The 23,776-nt window shown below is 73.1% G+C and carries 20 protein-coding genes and 1 tRNA gene; 14 read left to right on the top strand and 7 right to left on the bottom strand.

The genetic code is table 11. The annotated features are described in order from the left end of the window. The first annotated feature begins 2 nt into the window (after window positions 1-2). Window positions 3-1,331 carry an LLM class flavin-dependent oxidoreductase gene (locus IO36_RS31015; RefSeq protein WP_037624599.1) on the top strand — a complete coding sequence of 443 codons (1,329 nt, stop codon included), beginning with the start codon at window positions 3-5 and terminating at the stop codon, window positions 1,329-1,331. 272 nt (window positions 1,332-1,603) lie between these two features. Beyond that, complete coding sequence (locus IO36_RS48525) at window positions 1,604-3,370, top strand: serine/threonine-protein kinase (protein WP_051901089.1); 1,767 nt, start codon at window positions 1,604-1,606, stop codon at window positions 3,368-3,370. A 43-nt stretch (window positions 3,371-3,413) separates the two neighbouring features. On the opposite strand, the gene IO36_RS31005 is transcribed toward IO36_RS48525, so the two are convergent. Next, window positions 3,414-4,913, bottom strand: a complete 1,500-nt coding sequence (locus IO36_RS31005) for an integrin alpha (RefSeq protein ID WP_037624597.1) — start codon at window positions 4,911-4,913, stop codon at window positions 3,414-3,416. A 203-nt stretch (window positions 4,914-5,116) separates the two neighbouring features. Then, window positions 5,117-6,421, bottom strand: coding sequence for an ABC transporter substrate-binding protein (locus IO36_RS31000; protein ID WP_037624595.1), 1,305 nt, complete (start codon window positions 6,419-6,421; stop codon window positions 5,117-5,119). A gap of 309 nt (window positions 6,422-6,730) precedes the next feature. On the opposite strand from IO36_RS31000, the gene IO36_RS47135 reads away from it, so the two are divergent. Then, entirely contained in the window at window positions 6,731-8,161 is a 1,431-nt protein-coding gene (locus tag IO36_RS47135; protein ID WP_158997607.1) for a multicopper oxidase family protein, read from the top strand. Window positions 8,162-8,216: 55 nt separating this feature from the next. Here the strand turns inward: IO36_RS47135 and IO36_RS30990 are convergent, their stop codons facing one another. The 3 genes from IO36_RS30990 to pnuC form a co-directional block, all read right to left on the bottom strand. After that, complete coding sequence (locus IO36_RS30990) at window positions 8,217-9,293, bottom strand: S8 family peptidase (RefSeq protein WP_245173555.1); 1,077 nt, start codon at window positions 9,291-9,293, stop codon at window positions 8,217-8,219. Window positions 9,294-9,389: 96 nt separating this feature from the next. Further along, window positions 9,390-10,481 (bottom strand): AAA family ATPase, encoded by a 1,092-nt coding sequence (locus IO36_RS30985; protein WP_037624589.1) that lies wholly within the window; start codon window positions 10,479-10,481, stop codon window positions 9,390-9,392. Beyond that, window positions 10,478-11,086, bottom strand: coding sequence for a nicotinamide riboside transporter PnuC (pnuC, locus tag IO36_RS30980; RefSeq protein ID WP_037624587.1), 609 nt, complete (start codon window positions 11,084-11,086; stop codon window positions 10,478-10,480). The genes IO36_RS30985 and pnuC overlap by 4 nt, the downstream gene beginning before the upstream one ends. 402 nt (window positions 11,087-11,488) lie before the next feature. On the opposite strand from pnuC, the gene IO36_RS30975 reads away from it, so the two are divergent. The 4 genes from IO36_RS30975 (at window position 11,489) to IO36_RS30960 (ending at window position 14,467) form a co-directional block, all read left to right on the top strand. Then, window positions 11,489-12,988 (top strand): MFS transporter, encoded by a 1,500-nt coding sequence (locus tag IO36_RS30975; protein WP_245173554.1) that lies wholly within the window; start codon window positions 11,489-11,491, stop codon window positions 12,986-12,988. 47 nt (window positions 12,989-13,035) lie between these two features. Next, window positions 13,036-13,527 carry a hypothetical protein gene (locus IO36_RS48520; protein WP_245173553.1) on the top strand — a complete coding sequence of 164 codons (492 nt, stop codon included), beginning with the start codon at window positions 13,036-13,038 and terminating at the stop codon, window positions 13,525-13,527. Between the two features lie 26 nt (window positions 13,528-13,553). Then, the gene (locus tag IO36_RS30965) at window positions 13,554-14,099 is read left to right on the top strand and encodes a helix-turn-helix transcriptional regulator (RefSeq protein WP_037624582.1); all 546 of its coding nucleotides are present in this window, start codon (window positions 13,554-13,556) and stop codon (window positions 14,097-14,099) included. Between the two features lie 71 nt (window positions 14,100-14,170). Continuing rightward, window positions 14,171-14,467, top strand: a complete 297-nt coding sequence (locus tag IO36_RS30960) for a hypothetical protein (protein ID WP_037624580.1) — start codon at window positions 14,171-14,173, stop codon at window positions 14,465-14,467. A 16-nt stretch (window positions 14,468-14,483) separates the two neighbouring features. Here IO36_RS30960 and IO36_RS30955 read toward each other — a convergent pair whose 3' ends face one another. Then, on the bottom strand, window positions 14,484-14,789 hold the full coding sequence (locus tag IO36_RS30955) for a hypothetical protein (RefSeq protein ID WP_037624578.1): 306 nt from the start codon (window positions 14,787-14,789) through the stop codon (window positions 14,484-14,486). 111 nt (window positions 14,790-14,900) lie between these two features. Beyond that, complete coding sequence (locus tag IO36_RS48515) at window positions 14,901-15,479, bottom strand: hypothetical protein (RefSeq protein WP_245173552.1); 579 nt, start codon at window positions 15,477-15,479, stop codon at window positions 14,901-14,903. A gap of 231 nt (window positions 15,480-15,710) precedes the next feature. Between IO36_RS48515 and IO36_RS30945 the strand changes: the two genes are divergently transcribed. The 7 genes from IO36_RS30945 to IO36_RS30915 all read left to right on the top strand — a co-directional run bounded on the left by IO36_RS30945 (window position 15,711) and on the right by IO36_RS30915 (window position 23,776). Next, on the top strand, window positions 15,711-16,955 hold the full coding sequence (locus IO36_RS30945) for an SUKH-4 family immunity protein (protein ID WP_037624576.1): 1,245 nt from the start codon (window positions 15,711-15,713) through the stop codon (window positions 16,953-16,955). Between the two features lie 194 nt (window positions 16,956-17,149). After that, window positions 17,150-17,225, top strand: a tRNA-Arg gene (locus IO36_RS30940). Window positions 17,226-17,331: 106 nt separating this feature from the next. Then, entirely contained in the window at window positions 17,332-18,465 is a 1,134-nt protein-coding gene (locus tag IO36_RS30935; RefSeq protein WP_037624574.1) for a leucine-rich repeat domain-containing protein, read from the top strand. After that, entirely contained in the window at window positions 18,462-20,369 is a 1,908-nt protein-coding gene (locus tag IO36_RS30930; protein ID WP_063764927.1) for an ankyrin repeat domain-containing protein, read from the top strand. The genes IO36_RS30935 and IO36_RS30930 overlap by 4 nt, the downstream gene beginning before the upstream one ends. Next, window positions 20,366-21,568: an AAA family ATPase gene (locus IO36_RS30925; protein ID WP_037624573.1), complete on the top strand. Its 1,203-nt coding sequence runs from the start codon at window positions 20,366-20,368 to the stop codon at window positions 21,566-21,568. Before IO36_RS30930 ends, IO36_RS30925 begins: the two co-directional genes overlap by 4 nt. A gap of 41 nt (window positions 21,569-21,609) precedes the next feature. Next, window positions 21,610-22,767: a vWA domain-containing protein gene (locus IO36_RS30920; protein ID WP_051901092.1), complete on the top strand. Its 1,158-nt coding sequence runs from the start codon at window positions 21,610-21,612 to the stop codon at window positions 22,765-22,767. Between the two features lie 274 nt (window positions 22,768-23,041). Beyond that, window positions 23,042-23,776, top strand: coding sequence for a dienelactone hydrolase family protein (locus tag IO36_RS30915; RefSeq protein WP_425535560.1), 735 nt, complete (start codon window positions 23,042-23,044; stop codon window positions 23,774-23,776).

Here is a 23,776-nt window from a genome sequence, read left to right as displayed (position 1 = left end):
CCATGACCGGAACACAGCGCCGACTGCACCTCAACGCCTTCCTCATGGAGGCGGGCCACCACGAGGCGGCCTGGCGGCTCCCGCACAGCAACGCCCGGGCGGACTTCGACCTGCGCCACTGGATCGAGCTCGCGCAGCTCGCCGAGCGCGCCAAGTTCGACTCGCTGTTCCTCGCGGACGGCCCCGCCCTCATGGGCACCGGTGAGTTCAGGCCACCGGGCCAGCTCGAACCACTGACCCTGCTGACCGCCCTGTCCCAGGCGACCAGCAGGATCGGCCTCATCGCCACCGTCTCGTCCACCTACAACGAGCCCTACAACCTGGCCCGCCGGCTCGCCTCCGTCGACCACGTCAGCGGCGGCCGCGCCGGCTGGAACATCGTCACCTCGGCGGGAGCGGACGAGGCGGCCAACTTCGGACTCGACGACCGACCCGGCCACGCCCAGCGCTACGCCCGCGCCGACGAGTTCCTGAAGGTCGCCAAGGCCCTGTGGGACAGCTGGGAGTCAGGCGCCGTCGTCGCCGACAAGGCCGCCGGACGCTACGCCGACCCCGAGCGGCTGCACCGGCCCGGTCATCAGGGCACCTACTTCAAGGTGGCCGGACCGCTCAACGTCGAACGCCCGCCCCAGGGTTACCCGCTGCTCGTGCAGGCCGGCTCCTCCGAGGACGGAAGGGACTTCGCGGCCCGCCACGCCGAGGCCATCTTCACCGCCCACACCACGTACGAGCGCGCCGCCGCCTTCTACGCCGACATCAAGGCACGGACCACGGCCGCGGGCCGCGACCCCGAGGGCGTGATCGTGCTGCCCGGCATCGTCCCGTACATCGGGTCGACCGAGGCGGAAGCCCGGGCGCTCGCCCGGGAGTTCGACGAGCTGCGCGTTCCCGAGTACGGGCTGCGCCAGCTGGCCGCCGTCTTCGAGACCGAGCCCTCGGTCTTCGAACTCGACGCGCCTCTGCCGGACTTCATCCTCGCCCGGCCGAAACTGGAGGGCTCGCAGAGCCGTTCCGACCTCATCATCGACCTCGCCGTGCGCGAGCGACTCACGGTCCGTCAGATCATCTCCCGACTCGGCGGCGGACGCGGCCACTTCGAGTTCATCGGCACGCCCGAACAGGTCGCGGACACGATCATCGCCTGGTTCGAGGGCGGCGCGGCGGACGGGTTCAACATCATGGCACCCGCCCTGCCGTCCGGCCTCGCCGCCTTCGCCGACCACGTCCTGCCCATCCTGCGGGCCAAGGGCCTGTTCCGAGAGGAGTACGAAGGCACCACCTTGCGCGAGCACTACGGCCTGAAGGTCCCGGAGAACCAGTTCCGGAACTGATCCACGGACCGTGCCCCACCTCCCCGGGGCGCACGCACGGCGGGGGCGGCGACTGCCGCCCCCGCCCGGCTTCCTTCGGCTTCCTTCGGCTTCCTTCGGTCGACTCGCAGGACCGTGGCATCGAGGTCGGCCAAGGCGCAGCCGAGGGCGGCGCTGCGATCTGCCGGCTCCTCCATGTCCGCGTTCCTCTCCCTACGGATCATCCGGAGGGACGGCGCGCGTGGTGTCTAATGGCGCCTGAACAGGGACGGGTGGGAGTCAGGGGGAGCCCGATGGAGGGGCTGAAGCCGAGCGATCCGCAGCGGGTCGGGCGGTATCGCATCGCGGGCCTGCTGGGGGCCGGCGGGATGGGCCGCGTCTACCTCGGGCGGTCGCCCAGCGGGCGGCTGGTCGCGGTCAAGGTGGTGCGGCCCGAACTGGCCGACGATCCCGGGTTCCGGCGCCGGTTCGCCCGCGAGGTCGCGGCGGCCCGGAAGGTCACCGGCTTCTTCACGGCCGCCCTGGTCGACGCCGACCCCGACGGGACACCCCCGTGGCTGGCCACCGCCTACGTGCCCGGCATGGCGCTGGACCAGGCGGTCGCCGCCCACGGTCCCTGGCCCGTGGCCTCGGTGCGTACGCTCGGCGCGGGCCTGGCCGAAGCGCTCGAAGCCATCCACGAGGCCGGTCTGATCCACCGTGACCTCAAACCGTCCAACGTGCTCATCGCGCCGGACGGCCCCCGGGTCGTCGACTTCGGGATCTCCGTCGCGGCCGAGGCCACCGTGCTGACCCGCGCCGGGACCGCCGTGGGAACGCCCGGCTTCATGTCCCCCGAGCAACTCACCGGCGACCCCGTCACCCCCGCCACCGACGTGTTCGCCCTCGGAGCGGTACTGGCCTACGCGGCCACCGGCACCGGCCCGTTCGGGACCGGCTCCGCGCAGTCCCTCAACTTCCGCATCGCGTACGAGGAACCACGACTCGACGCCCTGCCCGCGGAAGGCCTGGAGATCGTCGCCCGCTGTCTTGCGAAGGACCCGGGACGGCGCCCGGACGTGAGCACCCTCATCGCCGAACTCGCCGACACCGGCGACGACATGGGCTACACGCCGACCCAGATCGTCCCCGACGCCGTCGCCTGGCTGCCGGAGCAGGTCGCCGTAGCCGTGTCGGCCACGGTGACGGCAGCAGTCGTTCTGGCACCGGCCGGCGAGGCCGAGGTCCGGGCCACTGCCGCCAAGCCCCGTACGGTGCCGGCGGTTCCGCGTGGACCCAAGAAGGCGCCAGCCTCCGCCGGCCCCCGAAAGGCCACCCGCCCGAAGCCGGCGTCACCGGCTCCGACGCCCCCGAAGCCCGCCGCCCAGGCGCCGGGCGGCCCGGCTGCCGACGGATCACCGTCCGGACCGCGCAAGACCACCGAGGCGCGCAAGTCCACCGAGCCGCGCAAGTCCACCGAGCCGCGCAAGTCCACCGAGCCGCGCAAGAGAACCGCGGTGCGCAAGACGACCACGGCACGGGGGTCCACCTGGACGGCCACCACCGGTCCTGCGTCCGCCGGAGCGGCAGGGGCTGGGGTCGTGCCCGGCGTAGCGCTCGGCGCACCCGACTCCTGGGCCGTGCGCCGCGTTCTGTACCTGTCGGTCGCCGGCATCGCGTTCGTGCTGGCGACGCTTCTTCCCTTCAGCGATCAGGCATCGGTGTTCGCGCTCCTGTTCGCCGACTGGTGGCCGTGGTGGTCGCGCGGGTGGACGCTCGGGGGCTCCTGGCCGTTCGCGCTCACCGCCGTGCTCGCGGTGGCCGCCTGTGTCGCCGTGACGGCAATGGTGCGCCGCTTCCCCGTAGGGCCGGTGCCTCGCACTGTCCGGCGCCTGCACTACCTGGTGACCGCGTTCGCCGTGGGACTCGTCTCCTGCTACCTCTCCGCCGGTCTGGTGGCGAGGGGCGACCTGTCCTTCGTGGCGGCCGGCGCCTGGTTCTTCGTCCTGGGGACGGCGGCGCTGGTGGCGAGCGCCTTCCGACTGCGGGGCCCGAAGGGCGCACGCTCGGCCTCGTCCTGACGCGGGGGCCCCGCCTCACCAGCGCGGCCCCCGCTCGCCGCTCCTACTCGTCGATCGCCGCCCCGAAGCGTGCCCCGGTCGCGGGGGCCCCGAGGCGTGCTCCGTCGTAGGTCCACGAACCCCGGGCCACGAGGCCCGACGACGACGCGGGGATCACCCAGACGAAGCCGTTGCCGGAGTTCTCACCCGGCGCGGCCGCCAGCAGTCCCGCGCGGCCGTCATGGTCGGCGTCGATCAGCCGTACCTGGCCGCCCCACTGGTCCGACTTCTCCGCCGTACCGGGGATCCCCGCGGAGTTCTGGTCGAAACTGCGCGCCCCGCTCGCGGTCAGCCCGCCCGGTGCCCCGCGCAGCGTCCACACCGCTCCGGCGTCGACCACGGACCCGACGTCCTCGCCCGGCGCCCCGACGGCGAGATCCGGACGGCCGTCTCCGCCGGTGTCACCGGCGGACAGCTCGGCACCCCAGCGGTCGCCGGCCTCGGCCGTGCCGGGAACACCGGGGGAGTCCTGTGTCCACGTCTGGGCCGGCGTCCGGTCGAGCCCGGAGAGGTCCCCCCGGCCCAAGTAGACGGACACCGCTCCGCCCAGGGGCGAGCCGACCCCCGTGTCCCCGATCGCGAGGTCGTCCTGGCCGTCGTGGTTGAAGTCGCCGGAGACGGCGGCGGGACCGCCCTCGAACGTGCCGCCGTCTCCCAGCGCCGAGACATCGGGAGCGCCGTGCAGCACCCGGGTGGCGCCGATGCCGGGCTGTGCGCCCGTGGTGACGCCGGAGACCGCCAGGTCGGCCCAGGAGTCCTCGTTGTAGTTGCCGTGGCTGAGCGACCGGAAGGCGAAGCCGCCGTCCGTCGGGCTCAGGTCCCGGGCGCGTACTCCCGGGTTTGCCGCCGTCAGCCGCCTGGCCGTGGCGGGGGTGTCGGTGAAGAACAGGAGCGAGTCGTTCTCCAGGACGGCGACGCTGTCGCGCGGATCGGCGTCCGGGTCGGCGGGATCCGGGGCGAAGTACCGGGCGGCCTCGACGGCCAGGCCGAAGTTCGCGCCGGCCCGCGGCCCGCCGGTGTCCTCGAGCCAGCTGCTGTCGGACCCGTGCAGCCCGCTCGGTGAGCCCCAGAAGACGACGGCGCCGCCCGCGTCGGACAGCCCGGCCAGGTCCTCGCCCGGGATGCCGACGATCGCGTCGTCATAGCCGTCGTCGTCGAGGTCGCCGGACGCAACGGCGCGGCCGAAGCCGTCGCCCGCCTCGGCGGCGCCCGGAACGCCCGCGGTGTTCTGGTGCAGGACGCTCTTCCGGGTGGTGCTGAGACCGTTCGACGAGCTGTACTGCACGGAGACGTACCCGGCGCCCTTGGCCCCGTCCACCGTGGCACCCGGGGCGCCGATCAGGACGTCGTCGTACCCGTTCCCGTCGAAGTCGCAATTGTGCTGCTGCCAGCCGATGGACGGGAAGGGCACCACGGCCTGCGCCGCGGGCGCCGCGATGATCGCACCGCCCCCGAGGGCGAAGAGTGCCGCGGCCGTCAGGGCCGCGCGGTCGATGTGACGCACAGGAGCGAACCTCCTCGTTTCCCGGCCCGCGGCGTCCGGTTCGGCCGAGGCGCGAGGTCTGTCGACAGACAGTGCGGCGAGGGCGACGCCTTCGTCCGCTCACCCACAAGACACGCGACGTTCGCCCAGGGTTGTATCCGGCGGTGCCTGCACGACGAGGCGGACCACCGGTGGCCCTGGGCACGCGCACCGGCCGGTGCTCCCTACGGTGCCCGGACCACTCCCGGTACGGGGCCGGACGCGGCCTCCTCGGTGAACACCGCCTGGAGCTCGGCCAGGTGTTCCCGGGCCGTCAGCGCGCCTTCGACCAGCGGCCGGACCTGCGCCACGACCAGCGCCTCGCTCCTCGGCGGCAGGAAGGACCAGCTCGCGTATCCGTGGCGGCCCCCGGCCACGGACTCGGTGAGACCGATGGCGGGGTTGGCGAAGACGCCGGGCGCCAGTGACCGCAACGCGTCGGCGTCCGTGTCCGACAGCGGGATGTTCCAGTCGCCCGGAACCCGTGCCGAGAAGCGCCGGCGAACGTCCCCGTCGAACAGGGCGTCGAGCACCCGCGCCGCGGCCTCGGGCTGCCGCGACCGCGCGCTGACGCCGATCAGGCTCGCGGTACCGAACACGAACAGGGGCGCGGACACCTCGTCCCGCAGGACCGGGAAGGGGACCGCGCCGAGCCGGGAAGGGTCCTGGGGCAGCAGGCCCGTCATCGCGGGCGCCATCGCCGCCCCGCCGCTCACCACCCGGTCGAGCCCCTGATCGATGGTGTCCTCGAAGTAGCGGTCGCCGAACCAGCCCCGGTCGAACCACCCCCGCAGACGGTCCATCGCCTCGACGAACACCTCGTCGGTCCACGGAATCTCGCCGAGCAGGGCCGCGCGAACGGCGGCCGGACCCGCGTAGTGGTTCAGGACCAGGGTCCACAGCAGCTCGCACGACTCCGGCATGTCGGCGCAGCCGGCCCCGAAGGGGGTGATGCCCCGGCGGAGCGCGTCCTCGGCGAGCTTCTCCAGTTCCGGCGACGACGACGGAGCCGCGTGCCCGAGTTCGTCCAGCACGGGCGAGTTGAACAGCAGCATCATCGTCTCGCCGCTGCGCGGGACTCCGAACAGCCGGCCGTCGAGGGTGGCCAGCCGCAGGGCCGGGTCGAGCAGCCGGGAACCCCAGCCGTGGCGATCGGCATAGGGGGTCAGGTCGAGCAGGAGTCCGCGCGCGGCCAGCGACACGAAGTCCCCGGCGCGGGGCACCATGACGATGTCCGGGGCGGTGCCCGCCTCCAGTGCCTCCACCGTCCGGTCCCGGGCCCTGGACGTGAGCACCTCCAGGTCCAACCGCACCTGCTCCTGACCGGCGTTGAAGGGATCGACGAACAGGTCATGAAGGTCCTGTGGGCCGGGCCCCCGGCCGAGCCACCACGTCACGCGCGTCTGCGGCCCGTTCGTCCGCGGTCCGTTCGTCTGCGGCGCGTTCGTTCGCGGCCCGTTCGTGTGCGGCCCTTCGCTGTCGGAACTCATGGCATCAGATCATGCCGGGCCCCTCCGCAGTGCGAACACCCGGTCCTGCCGCGTGGTGCGCCCGAACGCCCGGAAGCCTCGGAGAGTGCCGCGCGGACAGGCCGTCAACTTGGTCTATATTGCCCGCTTGTGAGTGCAATGGAGGGAATCAGTCGGCGGTCGATGCTCAAGGCCCTGCCCGTCGCGGGCTTCGCGGCGGTTCGCGGTGGTCCCCCGGACGGGCGCGGCGCTGTGCCGCCCGCAGGGCCACTGCGCCAGCCTGCCGTCACGGCTGCGCGGCCGGTTACGGGTCCGGTGTCGTCGCCGGTCGTGGAGCAGACGTTCGACGTCCGGTTCACGGACGTACTGGTCCCCGGCCACGGAACGGTGACCACGCGGACCTACAACGGAAGCATCCCGGGGCCCACCCTGCGCGTCCGCGGCGGACAGGCACTGCGGCTGGCGCACGTCAACGGACTGCCGCCCAACCCGCCCCACACCGGCGGCCCGCACACGCCGCACCACCCCAACAGCTTCAACCTGCACACCCACGGAATGCACGTCAGTCCCTCGGGGCATGCCGACAACGTCCTGCGGGAATTCGCCCCGCGCACCGCCGAAGAGGCCGCCGCCGGTGCCGCCGAGCCGGTGTACGAGACGTGCGTCCAGGTGCCGGCCGACCACCCCGCGGGCACCTACTGGTACCACCCGCATCTGCACGGATCCACCGCCGAGCAGATCGTCGGAGGCATGGCGGGGGGGATCGTCGTCGAAGGCGACGTAGACGAGATCCCGGAGATCAAGGCGGCGGCGGACCTGGTCGTCTGCATCAACGAACTGAAACTCGTGAACGGCAGAGTCCCCGCGTTCACCTCCGGTGGCTGGGTGACCGGCGTCCCGTCGACCTTCGCCGTCAACGGCGCGGTCAACCCCACCCTCCGCCTGCGCCCCGGCGAGGTGCAGCGGTGGCGACTGGTCGCCGCGACCGCCTTCACCGCGCTCCGACTCCAACTGACAGGCGAAACAGACGGCTTGACGCTGCACCAGATCGCCCAGGACGGCGTCACCTTCGCCACGCCCGTCGCCCGGGACGAGGTCGACCTGGCGATGGGCAACCGCGCCGACGTCCTCGTCCGCGGTGGCGCACCGGGCCGCTATGAACTCCGGGACGCCGCGCTCCCCGTGCCTTTGCTGACGGTCGAGGTCGCGGGAGCACCGGTCGAGCCGCCGATGACGCTGCCGGCCGCGCTGCCGCAGGGCAGACCCTTCCTCGACGAGCGGGACATCGACCGTCCCGACGCCGACCGGGAGGTCGTCTTCCACTCCGACGCGGGCGTCTTCGCCGGGCCCTTCCCCAACGCCTTCCGTGTCCTGGGCACCAACGCCACCCCCGCGGCCCACCCCGAAGGCGACCTCACCCGCGACCCGTCCTACGGCCTGTTCGACCCCGGCTACACCAACCACACGCTGCGCCTGGGCGCCGTGGAACGCTGGACCGTCCGCACCGACGAGACGATCCCGGCGCACAGCCATCCCTTCCACCTGCACACCAACCAGGTCCTGCTCACCCACCGCAACGGCGCCCGGCTCGACCCCCCGGTCTGGCACGACACCATCGGCCTGGCCGGCGGCACCCCCGGAGACCGGGTCACCTTCCTGGTCAAGTACGAGGACTTCACCGGCCGCGCGATCGCCCACTGCCACCAGCTCCACCACGAGGACCTGGGGATGATGCAGTCCGTCGAGTACGTGGACCCTTGAGCAGCGAGCGGCACCCGAGGCGTGGGCGGCCGGCGGCCGGACCGGCCGGTGCGGGTCAGATGCCGCCGGTGTAGAGCAGCCGGTTGGGGGTGTCGGAGCGGACACCGCGCAAAACACCGGTGGTGGCCGTGTGGTCGAGCCAGACGTGGACCTCGCGGGCCGTGGCGTGCGGGTGGGCCGACAGGTACAGCGCGATCACACCGGTCGCGTGCGGCGCGGCCCAGGACGTCGCCCCGCCGTCCTCCGTGGTCGTACCACCGCCGGAGAGGGCGGCCGTCACCTTCTGGCCGGGCGCGTACAGGTCGACGCAGCGTCCGTAGCCCGATCCGTAGGAGCCGCTGTCGGTCCAGGCGCGGTCGTCGGAGGTGGAGGCCGCCACGACGATCGTGCCGGGGACCCCGGCCGGGGAGTGCTTGCACGCGTCGTCGTGGAAGTTGCCCGCCGACACGACCGTCGGGATCCCCGCGTCGACCATCTTCTTCACGGCGGCCTCCACGGTGGCCGACCGGTGGTCGAAGTTCAGCGACATGTTCACCACGGCGGGCTTCTGCGCGTGCGCGGTGACCCACTTGACCGACTTCACCACCGCGGCCTCGGCCGCGGCGGCGGAACCGCCGCCCGAGCTGTCGCACAGGACGCCCTGGACCCGTACGAGGTCCGCCTTCGGCGCCACGCCGTACTTGGTCCCGCCGATGATGCCCGCCACGAACGTGCCGTGACCCATGCCGGACTCGCTGAAGCAGTCGCCGGAGTCCTGTCGGCCCACGAAGTCGGCCCCGAGGTGGGCGCGTCCGCCGAACTCCGCGTGGTGGATGTCCATGCCCGTGTCGATCACATAGACGTGAACTCCCTTGCCGGTGGCGGTGGTGGTGAGCTTCCCGTTCAGCGGCCGCCTCCGCTGGTCGAGAATGTCCAGGTTCCACGGCACGTTCCGGGTGAGGCGGGCCGCCGCGCTCTGCGCGGTCTTGGACGAGGTCCCCCTCGTCGGCGTCCAGCCGGCCGACGCCCCGTTCCCGAAGGGGGCCACCGCCTCGGCCTTCTTGTGCGTGGGCCGAGCCCCGGCGTTCCCGCCGCAGGCCGAGGCCCCCAGCACCGTCGCCGCGACCGCCAGCGCGATCCCTGCCTTCGTCACGTTCCGTGTCACAGCGTCCCCCGCGTTTCCGTTTCGTACACAGTCAGCGCACAAGACGACCACAGCGGGCGAGCGGTTCCGGCCAGGGGCGCGAAGTCACCTGCGCTCGGGCAGGGGGTCGGCGAAGTGCCAGCCCTCGGCGAGCAGCCCGTCCACCGCCGCCACGGCGGTCCGCAGCCGCTCCTCGGGACTTCCGGTGACGAGCAGGAACCGGCGGCCGCTGCGCTCCAGTTCCGCACGGAAGCGCCCGGTCATCCACGGGCGCAGATGCGGGCCGTCGCGCAGTCCGTCGTCCTCGAAGGGCACCCCCTCGTGGTCGGTGAGCAGATACAGGTGGCGCGAGGTGCGGGCGGCGACCGCCGCCACCTCGGGGCTCGGTGTGCCGAGATAGCGCTCGTGCCAGATCGTCGTGGCGAACGAGTCGGTGTCGCAGAACAGCACCGGGGAGCCGTCCCGGGCGGCCCGCTCCTCGTCGGCGTCCTGGCGCCGGGCGATGACGGGGAACTCCTCGGAGCCGAACTCGACCTGTGTCCAGTCGGCCCCGGGGTCGACGGCCCGCAGGGCGGCGAGCCTTTCCTCGCTGTACGTGCGCCCGTACTCGGGCACCCAGCCGGTCTCGCTCCAGATGCCGCCGCGCGTGCGGTAGTGGGCGGCCAGCGCCCGGGAGAGCGTGGTGGTGCCCGTGGACTCGGCGCCGAGGACGACCACGCGCCGGGTGAGCGCGGCCCGCACGCCCGGGCCGAGGAAGGTCCAGGAGCCCACCGGGTCCTTGCGTACGGCGGTGCCGGACACCGGGTACGCGGTGCGGTCGGGGTCCACGCCGACCTCGGCCGCGCCGAACCGGCGGGCCAGCTCGGTGCCGTACGACTCGGAGGTGAACACGGCGTCCACCGGCTCCGGGACGGCGGCGCGGAAGACGGCCATGTGGGCGTCCCACACCGCGGGGTCGAGCAGGTCGACCGGGTGGTCGTCTACGGCGCCGACGACCTCGGCCTCCGGGTGGGCCTCGCGCATCCACGCCACCCGGTCGGCGAGCGGTATCGACTCGACGGAGGCTGCGCAGACCAGGACGGTCAGCCGCTCGCACCGCGCCAGGGCGGAGCGGACGAGGTGGTGGTGGCCGGCGTGCGGCGGATAGAACTTGCCGAGCACCAGGCCGTGCCGGTACGGGCGGTCGGTGCCGCTCATGCGGTCACCGCCGTGGCACTGCGGGGGCCGGTCGCGGCGAGGGTGCGCCGCCAGCCGAGGAGTCCGGCCACGCACAGGGCGAGGAAGCCGACGTACAGCAGCGAGGTCAGGTACAGGCCCTTGTAGGCGTACAGCGGGATGTAGACCAGGTCGGCGGCGATCCACAGCCACCAGGACTCCAGCAGCTTGCGGCACTGGCCGTAGGTGGCGGCCAGGGAGAGCGCGGTGGTGAGCGCGTCCCAGAAGGGGACGGTGGAGTCGGTGGCTCGGTCCAGCAGCAGGGTGAGGGCGCCGGTGCCCAGGACCCCGGCGGCGGTGAGCCAGAGCCACTCGGTGCCCGTCGTGCGGCGCACCGGCAGGGCGTCGCCGGTGGCCGGTCCGTCGCCGCGGGCCCAGATCCCCCAGCCGTAGCCGGCCAGCGCGATGAAGACGACCTGGAGGCCCGCGTCGGCGTACAGGCCGGCCTGGAGGAAGAGCACGATGAAGAAGACGTTGTTGGCTATGCCGACAGGCCAGTTGGCTATGTGCTGACGGGCCACCAGCCACACACAGACGGCGCCGGTGGCGAAGCCGAGCGCTTCGGTCCAGCTGAGGTTCCAGTTCACGGGGCGACTCCTTTATGGTCGAGGTGACTATAAACAGCAGGGCCGGCGATCGGCAAGGGAGAATCCCGCGAACAGCGGGGCTCGGCATATCGGTTGGATCGGTGGTTGCCGTGCGTTCCGGCAACAAGTGGCTTTACTCGACAAGGTCGACGTCGAGGCGCGCGGCCCGGCACGCGGCCGGCTCGACGCGCACCGGGTGAGCAGGCTCGGGGACGGTCGGGCGTACAGCCGGCTCGGGGGACGGCGTGTGTCGTGAACCGCTGCCCGGTCCCTGCACCTCGCGAGCTCCTTCGGCCAAGTCCGCCCGGGGGCAGGGGATTCCCCGGACTGGCGCCCCGGGATGGCCTGCTGACGCGGCGTCCACGGGGTGCGGGGCGGGACGGGGCGTGTGAACCTGCTGGTGTGGATGCCCAGACTCAGCACTCGGGACCGGGCGGCGCCGGCCGGTCGGCGCCGTTGGCCGTGCTGATCGCGACCTGCGTCTCGACCCTCGTCGTCAACGCGAACACCTCGGCGGTGAGCATCCTGCTCCCGGCCATCAGCGCCGACACCGGCACCTCGCTCGACGTCCTCCAGTGGGCCGTCACCGGCTACTCGCTCGTGGGCGCAGCGGTGATCGTCACGTCGGGAGCCCTCGGCGACGTGTTCGGACGGCGGCTCGTCTTTCTGGGCGGCCTGGGACTGTTCATCGCCAGTTGCGTGCTCATCGCGCTCTCCGACACCGGAGGCGGGGTGATCGCGGGCCGGGCGATCCAGGGCGCGTCGGGAGCGACGATCCTCGCCTGCGGAATGAGCCTGCTGTCCGTGTCGACCTCGGGAGAGGGACAGGTACGGGCGGTGACGCTGTGGGGCGGCGCGTCCGCGGTGGGCGCGGCCGCCGGTCCCCTGGTCGGTGGACTGTTGGTGGACGGCACGGGATGGCAGGGCCTGTTCTGGATCGACGCGGGGATCGCGCTCGCCTGTGTGCCCGTCACGCTGAAAGGGGTCGCCGAGTCCCGGGACCCGGAGCGCAGTCGCTCGATCGACTTCGCCGGGACCGTGCTGATCGCGGCCGTTCTCGCCCCCGCGCTGCTCGCGCTCAGCGAGGGCGCCACCTGGGGCTGGACGTCGGCCGCGGTGCTGGGCTGCTTCGCGGTGGCGGCCGTCTCGTGTGTGGCGTTCGTCGCTGTGGAGCGGCGGGTGGAGGCACCGCTCGTCGACCTGAGGCTGCTGAAGAACCGCGTCCTGATCGGGGCGACGGTAGGGATCCTGCTGAGCGCGGGCGTGATCAACGGTCTGATGTATTTGGTCAGCCTCTACTTCCAGAACCCCGCCACCCTCGACCTGAGCCCGTTCGAGGCGGGGCTGGCCACGCTGCCCGCGACGGTGGGTCTGATCGCGGTCACGCCGCTCGTGCCCCGTATGGTCCAGCGCCTCGGCATCGGACCGGTGATCGCCGCCGGATTCGCGGCGGCGACGGCGGGTTGCGCGCTGCTGGCGTTCGTCCAGGGCGACTGGCGGTACGCGGCCTTCGTCCTGCCCCTCGTGCTCCTGGCCGCGGGTCTGGGACTCGTCAACGGTCCGGCGAGTTCGGCGTCCACCTCGGCGGTGTCCGCCGACGACGTCGGCGCCGCGTCGGGGATCTCGAACATGGCGCGGTACATCGGCGCGGCGGCGTTCACGGCGGCCGTGGCGACGGTCAACGCGACGGTGGGAGCGTCGCACACGGCAGAGGGCGAGGGCGCGGCGGACGCCCTCGCGTCGGGCCTGTCGAGCGCCTGCCTGCTCCTCGCGATCGCCTCCGGCGTGGGCATGGTGCTGTCGGTGCTGGCGATCCGCGCCCGTAGGCGCCGGGTCGGACCCGGCGCCTACGGAGCGGCGGCGGCGTCGCACGCGCACACCGTCACGGTCGAGGGCTCCTGACGGGGCGACCACCCGGCCCCACGACGCGGCCTGGCATGATCGCGCGGATGGGCGAGGCGAACGGACACCGTGACATCCCGAAAGACCGCTGGGTCTTCGGCCTGGAGGAGATCCCCGCAACCGACGTGGACGACGACGGGGAGTCCGTCCATGTCGCCTGCGTCTTCGACACCACCGTCATCAGAGCACCCGAAGGTACGCCCCAGGCGCTGAGCCGGGCCGCTGAGGAGATCGTTTCCCAGTGCGGACCGGACTGGGCGGCCTCGTCGGTGCTCTTGCAATGGCTCAGGATCGAGGCCGGGGACGAGCTCCAGCTGGGAGTGGAGAGCTGCCTGCTGGAGCGTGTCCCCGGCGACCGGATCCGGCTGCGCGCCCACTACGGCCAGTGGGAAGAGACCACGGTCCCCGTCGCGGACGTCCGGCGCATGCTGATCGACATGATGGACTTCCTCACCGGGGAGGCGCGCCACCCCCTGCCGAGCTGGCGCATCCGGCGGCTCGGGGTCAGGGACTGGCGGCAGCGGGGCACTTCCGGTTAGCGGGTCGTCCGCGGGCCTCGGGCGAGGTGGATCCGCCGGCTCCGGCGGTCGTCCTGCGCTGCCGGGCCCTGGTCGCGGGAGACGAGGACAGCGAGGACCTGTTCATCGCGGCCCTGGCGCGGCACGAGCAGGTCGACAGCCCCTACGAGCACGCCCGGACCCATCTCGCGTACGGGATGTGGCTGCGCCGCCGACGCCGTCCCGTCGAGGCACGAGCCCAGCTGCGCCGCGCAGTCATGGGGTTCGACCAGTGCGGTGCCGCCGTGTGGACGGAGCAGGCGGACGCGGAGCTGAGAGCGGCCGGGGAGACACCCACCGCGCCGCCCCCGTCCGGCCCGGAGACCCCGGACGCGCTGACGCTGCTCACGCCGCAGCAACTGCGCATCGCCCGGTCGGTTGCCCAGGGCGCCACCAACCGCGAGGTGGCACGTCAGCTGTCGATCAGCGTCCGCACGGTCGAGTACCACCTGCGGAACGTCTTCACCCAGCTCGGCGTGCGCTCCCGGGTGGCCCTCGCCCGACACCTCGAGCCCGATCGGCCCCCGTCCGCCGGCGGCGTCCACGCCCCCTGACCGCACGGACGCCCGCCGTCGGCGACGTAGGGGCCAGGGGCGTTGTCAGTGCCGTCTGCGACGCTGATCGGATGAACGGTGATGAGCAGCTGCTGCGCGGCCGGGTCTACGGCCGCGACCACGACGACCCCGACCCCGGCCCGCTGCCGCACCGCACGTACGCCGCACTCATGGGCGGCCCCCTGGACGGACTGCTCCTGGACATCACCGACCGGGAGCCGGAGGAGGCCGGGGACGGCGTCGCCCTGGCGACGGAGCTGTCCCGCTGGCCCGGCGGCCGCGCACTGTACGACCCCGACCCCGCGGAGCCCCGCCGCCCCGGCCCGGGCGTGACCTGCCGCTTCCACTACACCGGGGACGCCCCCTGATCACCCGGCAACGGGCCTACCAATAGGTACGCGAGACCCGTTCCGGCAGGCGCCCCTGCCGTTCCGCGTCCCGAAGGATCGCCGCCGCCACGGCGACGAAGGCCCGGCGCAGCGCCGGGTCCGGATCGGGGTTCTCGAGATTGCCGACCCCCTTGTCCAGCGACATGCCCCCGCACGGCCCGCCCTCAGGCGTAGAGACGCGGACGACCGAAGCCCCCGCATCGATCAGCACGTACCCGGTGAGCCCTTCGACGGTCTCCCAGGAGTACACGGCCCCCGCGGCAAGGGAAAACACCTTCTTACAGACCAGCGAAGCGGTCACGGAGCGGGCCCTTTCCCATCACGGCCGGACATGGACGGGTGCTCTCGGAGGTGGAGGGAGCGAGTGAGTGGCTTCCGATCGGCCGCCGTCGGGACGCGGAGCCGCCGAGGCTCACCACTCGAAGGTCTGCCACTCCTCGCGGGGGATGAAGCCCTCCGTGACGTCTCCGCAACGGTCGGACCAGGCCTCGGCGACCATCACCGGGCGGCTCAGTACCAGGTCGCCGGCCCGCTGGGCGCGCAGCACCAGACCCAGATGCTCCGCGCACAGGTCGCCGGCCTGTGAGTACGCCAGTCGCTTCTCGTGCGTCTCGAGGTAGCGGATGAAAAGGCCTTCCAGTACGGACGGCACCTGCCCCACGAGTGGCATCCCGGCGAACGTGACCTGCGGACCGCGCAGCGCGTTGACCGCGATGGCTGACAGGCCGAGCGACGGGTCGTAGTAGGCGGTGACCGCCGGCCCGAAGAAGGGGGCGTCGAGCGGCGGATCGGCCCAGAACTCGGCGAGCCGGATGTTGCCGGCGAAACCTTGCTCCATGCCGGACTCCATGAAGACGGCGACCGCCGCCTTTGCCTGCTGGTGCGTCATGCCGAACTTCAAGGGCCCGACCCCTTCGAACGGTGAGAACGTCCACGCGAGGCGGTGCTCCTCGTCGAGCACGCCCCACCACGTGTCCGTGTTCGCTGCCACGATCAACCCCCGGTGAACTGAAACCCCTCGGCCTGGACGGCCGGCGGTGCGACGATACTCCGCTGGACCTGATCGAAGATCCGCCCGAGCTGCCGCACCCGTCCCCTCGCCGCACCGTGCTGCCGCACCTGCCGAGTCCCCTCGCCACCCAGGCGGGTCGGTGCCGGAACGGCCGTGCGTGAGGCCCGGGTTCGCGACGGCGTTGTCAGTGGTGGGTGGCAGCATGTGCTCATGACCCGTGACGATCTTGACACGCTGTTCGCCTCGCCCGGGGCGCTGCTCGCCGCTGGACCCGTGGCGCTTCGCGACGTGCCCGCCGCCGGGGGCGGCGTGGGCCGTGAGGTCTGGGCCCAGGCCGTCACGATCCTCGGCGGAGCGGAAGTGCCGCGGGCCGAATTCGCTTCCTGGCTGCACTTCAGCGCCAAGGTTCTGGGCCACGATGGCTACGCCGAGTTGGTCGCCGAAGCCGAGCCGGGTATGCCGTGGCGGACCGTCTGGGCCTGGTGGCGGCCGGTCGGTGCCTACCGCGCCCGGCCGAACCTGAGCGGAGACGCCGACGTCCAGGTCCACGAGGCCGCCGACGGACGCCTCCTGCTGAAGGTGTGGTCGCAGTGGACCCCGGAGCACTGGCTCGATCCGGACACCGGTGAGCGGGTTCCAGCCCCCACCGACGGCGAGTTCACCGAGCGACCTTACGACGCCCCGGTCGAAGGGCCCGTCCTCTTCGACCCGGACGAGGACCACGGACTCCACCTGCCCGAGACCTGGGAGGAGCCCGCGCCCCTCGGTCGCGGCCGCGCCATGTTCTTCGAAGCGCGCGGCGTCGTGGTTCTGGAGCGCGAGGGCACGGCGGTCCACGAGCCGGCGGACGCCGACGGCGTCTCCTGGGGAGAGGACGGACCGTGGTTCACCGGGCCCACCGCAGCCCAACTGCCCCTGGACGCGGCCCGGATGAGGGAGGCCTTCGGGGCCGACGGGACGGCACTGCTGACAGAGGACCAACTGCCCGCGGCCCTGACGCACGGGCCCACGAGGGAGCTGGCCGTCACGGCCGGTCTGCCGACCTGGTTCGCCGCCGGAGTCGCCTCGTTCACCCTGGCCTGGAGGGACGGGCAGGCCCGGGAGCTGGAGACCGACGAGCACGGCCTGTTGCACCTGGGCACCTTCGACCTGGCCTACGCCGACACCGGCCGCGTGCTCGTCCACCCCGGGACGGGCGCGGTGTCGATGATCCGCAACGGCCAGGAGCCCTTCCCCTTCGCCCGGGACACCGAGACGTTCGTAAGGCTCCTGGAAGCCGTGTACCGGTTCATGGGCGCCTGCTGGGACTCGTACCCGGGCGAGGACGGCCGCGGTGACTTCCTGGCCGAAGTCGCCGCGCTCGAACCGCTCTGCGTGAACAAGGAAGAGCCCGCGCAGAACGTCTGGGAGCACCTGTTCGCGGCGATCGTGGAACTCAGCCCGTGGGGCTTCTGATGCGTATGTCGACGTCTTCCGCCGCGCGTTCGGCCACACCCCGGGCACCCATGGGTCGTTGCGACGAGCCCGCTCCCAAGCGCGTCTCCCGGGGCGGACGTTGGCCCGGCCCTGGCCGCTTGCACCGGTCGGCCCCCTCGGTGGTCCGGCCGGGTTCGAACGCGGGTCCGGCAACCGCTATGATCCACCACGGCAAGGCTGTAGCGCAGAGGTCGTCGCGCCCAAGCATCGAGCTGGAGGACGTCGGTTCGAATCCGACCGGTCTTGCCACCTTTGTCGTAGACGAAAGTCGATTGGCGTCGGTTCAGCCTGAGCGGGCGGGGGGCGATGCCGCTCTCGGCTCTCCGGGCACCGGCGATGGACCGGTGGAGTGGTGATGACGCAGCCGACGCCCGTACGCTGCCCCGCGATCGAGCACCCCGACATCCCGATCAGCGAACCCGCTGCTCTGGAGCCGCTGCTCGCCCGGCTGCGGTCCGCCCTGCCGGTCGAGACCGACGAGACGTTCACGCTCGGCACCGTCCGCGCGGACGGGCGCGTCGACCTGTGCAAGCAGGGCCTCGGACCCGGCGGCGCCGCCCGGCTCATGCCCGTGGCCGCCGCCTCCCCGCACGCCACCCACGTCCTGCTCGGCACCAACGCCATCGGCGACGAGGGAGCCCGCTCGGTCGCCGCCTCACTTGCCGACGGCCACGGCCTGCGCACCCTGTACCTCGGCTGCAACCGCATCGGCCCCGAGGGCGTCACCGCGCTCACCGACGCCCTGACGACGGACCGCACGGTCCACGCCCTGTGGCTCAAGCGCAACCCGGTCGGCGACCACGGCGCCCACGCCCTCGCCGCGACACTGCGCCGCAACACCACGCTGCGCACCCTCGACCTCGTCAACACCGGCCTGACCACCGAGGGTCTGCGGGCCCTGTGCGACACCCTGGTCGACCGGCCCGCCCCGGTGGAGCGCCTCTTCCTCGGCGGCAACGGCCTGACCGCCGACGCCGCCCCACTGCTGGCGACCCTGATCCGCGACGCCGGCCTGCGCGAGCTGTACCTGCCCGCCAACCACCTCGGGGACGAAGGCGCCGCGATCCTCGCCGCCGCCATGGACCCCGGGCGCCCGGTGCGCCTTGGCCTCGGCGGCAACGGCATCGGACCCGCCGGAGCCCGCGCCCTCGCCGACGCGCTCGGCGGCATCGAGGCACTCGACCTGGGCCGGCCCCTGTCCGCACGCACCCTCGGCGCCCCCGCCAACGCCACCGGCGACGAAGGCGCGCACGCGTTCGCCGCTGCGCTGCCCGGCAGTCCGCTGCGCCGGCTGGAGCTGTGCCACACCGGCCTGACCGGCCGGGGCGCGAAGACGCTGCTGGCCGCGGTGCCCGACGGCTCACCCCTGGAGTACGTGGGTCTGGGGCCGGGCCTGCCCCGCAAGGTGAAGCGGTCCTTCACCCAGCGCCTGCGGCCCGTCGGCAGGGCGCACCCCGACCTGCGCGCGATAGGGAGTGTCTACCGTTGAGCGCCCGTGTCGAACTCCGAGGCTTTCCCCGGGACGAGGTGTCGAGCCGGCGCCGGATCCGCCGGTACGCCGTGCCCCGCTGGATGATCGAACGCGCGACCGCGTCCCGGCTGGCCGGTGACTGGCGGGGCGCCTGCGCGGCGGCGAACGTCGACATCGCCTTCGACCTGTCCGAGGTCGGCGACCGGTGCGGCGCCGATGTCGCCTCGGCCCTGCTGGACGACCTGCGCCACTTCGCCCCCGACCTGCTGCGCTGGCACCTGCCGCGCATGCTGGGCGGGCGTACCACGCTCGTCACCGACCGGACCGTCGTCCTCGCGCGCTACCGTCCGAAGGCGTCCGAAGAGGACCGTCGCACCACGCCGTACCTGCACGTCACCACCCCCGCGATGATCGACGGACCGCAGCGGATCGCCCTGCGGTTCGGCACGGTCAAGGACGAGCAGGCCGTGGGCGCCTTCGGCCCGACCACCGAGGACTGGCGGCACGCCCGCCATCTCTGGGACGCGCGGTGCGCCGCGGATCTGCCGGCCCGCTCCGGCGGCACGGACCGGCCGCCGTTCTTCCACGCCGACGCCACCCCGCGCGCGACGGACGAACTGCCCGTGGCCGATCCCGGAACGGGCGACCCCGTGGCGCGGGCGGAGTGGGTCGAGCTGCTCCACCAGAAGGGCGAGACGCTCGCCGCGCTGGCTGCCGCAGGCATCGAGGCGGACTCCACCGGCCCTCAGAACCCAGGCTTGCGGGGACTCTTCGACGGGATCGCGGTCGAGTACACCCGCCTGGAGCCGGAGATCCGCCGCCAGGTCGCCGCGGGCGTCGGCGACCGCTTCGTGATCACCGCGCACTGGCGGACGTACATCCTGCTGGAGCCCAGGGAGGGCGGCGGACTGCGGGCGCGCGCCGTCGAGCGGGACGCGGCCAAGTACGTGCCGGTTCTGGCCGAGGCCCTGTGGCGCAGGCTTCCCGACCTCGACCTGATGCGCGTGGGAGGCGTCGCGGCGGAGCATCTGCACCCGCTCGTCCGCGAGGCGCTGTTCCCCGCCCTTCCCGCACCGGCGGGCCCGGCGGGGCCACCGGGACCGACGGCTCCCGCGCCGGTCAGGGTCAGGTGCCGCGGCGAATGGCACGAGGTGTCCTTCCGCTCCGACGGCCTGCTGCACATGCCGCACACCGACGAGGAGCAGCAGCGCGAACGGGCCCTGCGCGCCTTCGGCGGTGCCGTCGCCGGTTGCTTCGCCGTGCAGCAGACGTGGTCCTCCGGACGCGGCCGGCTGCCGAGGGCCCTGCGGGAGCAGCGCAACGAGCTGTTCCAGCGCGCCCAGCACGGCGACACCCCCGGCGTGGTCGAACTCCTCGACGCCGGTGTCGACCCCCGCGTACGCGACGCCAACGGCCGGACCCTGCTGCACGCGCTCAACCTCCTCGACCACGAACCGCTCCTGTCGCGGCTGCTGGCGGCGGGAATCGACCTGGAGGCCACCGACCGGCGCGATCGCACGGCGCTGTACGTGGCGGCCAACGACCTCGGTTCGAAGGCGCTGGTGGAGGCGCTCGTCGCCGCCGGGGCCCGGCTCGACGCGGTCGACCAGACCGACCTCTCGATCGCCCAGATCGTCCGCCGCTACAAGCGCCCCGACCTGGCCTTCCTCCAGAAGCGGGTCGAGGCGGAGCACCCGGACGTCGGCGCCGACTGGTGGGACGAATGGATGGACGAGCAGGACGAGTACTTCGGCACCGACGAGGACGAAGAGGAGGACGAGGACGAGGAAGCCGAGACGGAGTCCGTGGAGTCCGAGCCGTCCGAGGAATCCGGCGAGCCCGAGCCCGAGTCCGAGTCCGAGTCCGAGCCCGTCTCGGGTGACGCCGGCGCGTCCGGCGAAGAGGAGAGGCCGGCCCTGTGAACGCCGACCGCACCACCACCGCCCCGCCGTCCGGTCCGCTGGCGGCCGCCGACGACCTCAACCGCAGGCTGCGAACACACCGCACCGAACGCGCCGCGAACCCCCAACTGGAGGCGCTCGCGCTCGCGGTGACGGCCAATCAGCCGGTGCTGCTGTGGGGCGAGCCGGGCATCGGCAAGTCGGCCGCGCTGGAACAGCTCGCGGCCGGGCTCGGCCTGCCGCTGGAGACGGTCATCGCCAGCGTCCACGAGCCCTCCGACTTCGCCGGACTGCCCATCGTCGGGGACGACCCGGCCACGACCGGCGTCCCGATGGCCCCGCCCGACTGGGCGGTCCGGCTCGCGACCGCCGGACAGGGCCTGCTCTTCTTCGACGAACTCTCCTCCGCGCCGCCCGCCGTGCAGGCGGCCCTGCTGCGCGTGGTGCTCGAACGACGCGTGGGCAGCCTGGTCCTGCCGGAGGCGGTCCGTATCGTCGCCGCCGCCAACCCGCCCTCCAGCGCGGCCGACGGCTGGCACCTCAGCCCGCCGCTCGCCAACCGGTTCGTCCACCTCGAATGGACCCACGACCCGCGCACCGTCGCCCGCGGTCTGGCCGGCACCTGGCCCGAGGTGACCGTGCCCGTCGTCGGAGCGACCAAGGTGCCCGGTGCCGTCGCCCGGGCCCGCGGCGCGATCTCCGGCTTCCTCACGGCCCGCCCCGGTCTGGTGCACCACATCCCCGGCGACGCCGAGAGCCGGGGCCGGTCCTGGCCGTCCCCGCGCACCTGGGAGATGGCGCTCAAACTGCTCGCCACGAGCTACGCGGCCGGCGGCGGCCGTGAGGCGCTGGCCGCCGTGCTCACCGGTGCCGTCGGCGACGGCGCGGGCATCGAGCTGCTGTCCTACCTCGAACACCTCGACCTCCCCGACCCCGACCGGGTCCTCGCCGACCCCGACGCCTTCGCCCTGCCCGACCGCGGAGACCGGCAACTGGCCTTCCTCATCGCCGTGGTCTCCGCCATCCAGAGCGACCTCACCCGGCCCCGCTGGGAGGCCGGCTGGACGGTCCTCGCGAAGGCCGTCGACGCGGGCGTCCCCGACGTGGCCGCCCGCGCCGCCACCGACCTCGCCTCGATGCGGCACCTCGACTGGCCCGTACCACCCGGGATCGACGGCTTCCTGGACCTGCTCCAGATGTCCGGGGCGCTGGGCCGGTGAGGTCCGCGGGCAAGGCGGACGGTTCCCGCTCCGCCCTGGACATGACCAAACTGCTCGCCGCCCGCTACCGGGCGGCGAGCGACCGGCCGTATCTGGCGTCGGCGCTCTACGCCCTGACCGTCGTCCCGAGCACCGAGGTCCCGACGATGGGCGTGGACCGGCACTGGCGCTGCTACGTGTCGCCCGCCTTCGTCGACGCCACCCCGGTGCCCGAACTCGCGGGCGTCTGGATCCACGAAGCGGCCCACCTGCTGCGCGACCACCACGGCCGCGCCGACCGGCTGCCCGCCGCCACCCAGCGCGACTGGCACCGCGTCAACATCGCCCAGGACTGCGAGATCAACGACGATCTCCTCGCCGACGGCCTGCGCCTCCCCGAGGGCCGCATGGAACCGCGCCGCTTCGGCCTCCCCGAGGGCAGGCTGTTCGAGGAGTACGTCGACCGGCTCCCGCCCTCCAAGCACGCGCCGGACTGCGGACCGGGCGCCCACGGCCGCTCCGTTCCCTGGGAACTCACCGGCCCGGGCGGCCCCGCACGGCTCGGCGACGTCGAGGCGCAGGCCCTGCGCCGGCAGACGGCCGACGCGATGCGCGTCCACCAGCGCACCCGCGGCACCCTGCCCGGGGGCTGGCAGCGCTGGGCCGAGGAGGTCCTGGAACCCACGGTCGACTGGCGCCAGGCCCTGTCCGGCGCGGTCCGGGAGGCCGCCGCCTGGGCCGGCGGAGCCGTCGACTACACCTACCGCCACCCCTCGCGCCGCACCCCGGCGCTGCGCGGCGTCGTCCTGCCGAGCCTGCGCCGGCCGCTGCCGCGCGTCGCCGTCGTCATCGACACCTCCGGCTCGATGGGCGACGCCGAACTGGCCGCCGCCCTGGGGGAGGTGACGGGCGTCCTGCGCGAGGTGGGGATCCGCGGCAACCGCGTGACCGTGCTCGCCTGCGACGCCGACGTCCACGCCGTGTCCCGGGTGACGGCCACCGAACAGATCACCCTGGGCGGCGGTGGCGGCACGGACATGCGCGTCGGCATCGAGGCCGCCCTCGCGACGGCGGAGCGCCCGAACATCGTCGTGGTCCTGACGGACGGACTGACGCCCTGGCCCGAGGAACACCCGCCCTGCCGGGTCATCGCCGCGCTGATCGGATCCTCCGCTCCGCAGCCTCCGGACTGGGTGGAGACCGTGCGCATCCCGGCCTGACACCCCACCCCTCGGCGGCGATTTTCCGTGCGGACGCAAGATCGCCCCGGTTCGCCCCGCCGCAACCGAGCCCGCCTAGGATGAACGCACAGCTGCATACGGGGTGTTGGAGCTCCGTGGCCCGGCCGCGGGTGCGATGATCCGGCCCGTCGGGCGGGCTCCGCGAGCCCGAACGCGAGGACGGTCCGGGCTCGCGGCCGCGCGTGCGGGGACCGTTTCCGCCCCGCTTCACCGGTCCGAGGAAGGAAGTTCCGTCATTCCCGTCGTCAAGGCAGTGCAGATCCCCACTCCCGACGGTCAGGCCGACGCCCTGGCCGTCCACCCCGACAACGGCGAGCGGCACCCCGGGGTGCTGCTCTACATGGACGCCTTCGGCGTGCGGCCCGTGCTGGAGGAGATGGCCCGCAAGCTGGCCGGGCACGGCTACTACGTGCTCGTCCCCAACGTCTTCTACCGGCAGGGACCGGCGCCGGTGGTCGAGCTGCCCGAGCACATCACGCAGGAGGACCGGCCCGCGGTCTTCGCTCAGGTGATGCCCCTGATCCAGGCCCACACCGCCGAGCGGGCCCTGCGTGACGCGGGCGCCTACCTCGGCTTCCTCACGGAACAGCCCGAGGTCGCCGCCGGACCGGTCGCCGTCGTCGGGTACTGCATGGGAGCCAACGTGGCGGTCCGTACCGCCGCCGCCCACCCCGACAAGGTCGCCGCCCTCGCCGGGTTCCACCCCAGCCCCCTGATGAACGACGCTCCCGACAGCCCGCACCTCCTCTTGCCCGAGATCACGGCCAAGGTCCACCTCGGCATCGCCGAGAGCGACATGACCCCGGAGGTGGTCGGCGCGCTGGACAAGGCCCTGGAGGCCGCCGGTGTCGAGCACACCTGCGAGATCTACCCCGGCACCGTCCACGGCTTCACGATGACCGACACCGACGCCTTCGACGCGGCCGGGCTGGAGCGCCACTGGGAGCGTCTGCTTCCCCTCCTGGAAAGCGCTTTGGGCACGACGTGA

Source organism: Streptomyces aureus (assembly GCF_000725495.1).
Taxonomy (GTDB): domain Bacteria; phylum Actinomycetota; class Actinomycetes; order Streptomycetales; family Streptomycetaceae; genus Streptomyces; species Streptomyces aureus_B.
Note: the sequence above shows the minus strand (reverse complement) of the source record. Positions and strands in the feature narration are given on the sequence as shown.

Excerpts from the sequence above, each read along its gene's own strand:
- IO36_RS31015 (WP_037624599.1), top strand. The coding sequence starts at position 3 with ATGACCGGAACACAGCGCCGACTGCACCTCAACGCCTTCCTCATGGAG.
- IO36_RS30960 (WP_037624580.1), top strand. The coding sequence starts at position 14,171 with ATGAACGGTGATGAGCAGCTGCTGCGCGGCCGGGTCTACGGCCGCGAC.
- IO36_RS31000 (WP_037624595.1), bottom strand. The coding sequence starts at position 6,421 with ATGAGTTCCGACAGCGAAGGGCCGCACACGAACGGGCCGCGAACGAAC.
- IO36_RS48525 (WP_051901089.1), top strand. The coding sequence starts at position 1,604 with ATGGAGGGGCTGAAGCCGAGCGATCCGCAGCGGGTCGGGCGGTATCGC.
- IO36_RS30945 (WP_037624576.1), top strand. The coding sequence starts at position 15,711 with ATGACCCGTGACGATCTTGACACGCTGTTCGCCTCGCCCGGGGCGCTG.
- IO36_RS48520 (WP_245173553.1), top strand. The coding sequence starts at position 13,036 with ATGGGCGAGGCGAACGGACACCGTGACATCCCGAAAGACCGCTGGGTC.
- IO36_RS30985 (WP_037624589.1), bottom strand. The coding sequence starts at position 10,481 with ATGAGCGGCACCGACCGCCCGTACCGGCACGGCCTGGTGCTCGGCAAG.
- IO36_RS30920 (WP_051901092.1), top strand. The coding sequence starts at position 21,610 with ATGACCAAACTGCTCGCCGCCCGCTACCGGGCGGCGAGCGACCGGCCG.
- IO36_RS30935 (WP_037624574.1), top strand. The coding sequence starts at position 17,332 with ATGACGCAGCCGACGCCCGTACGCTGCCCCGCGATCGAGCACCCCGAC.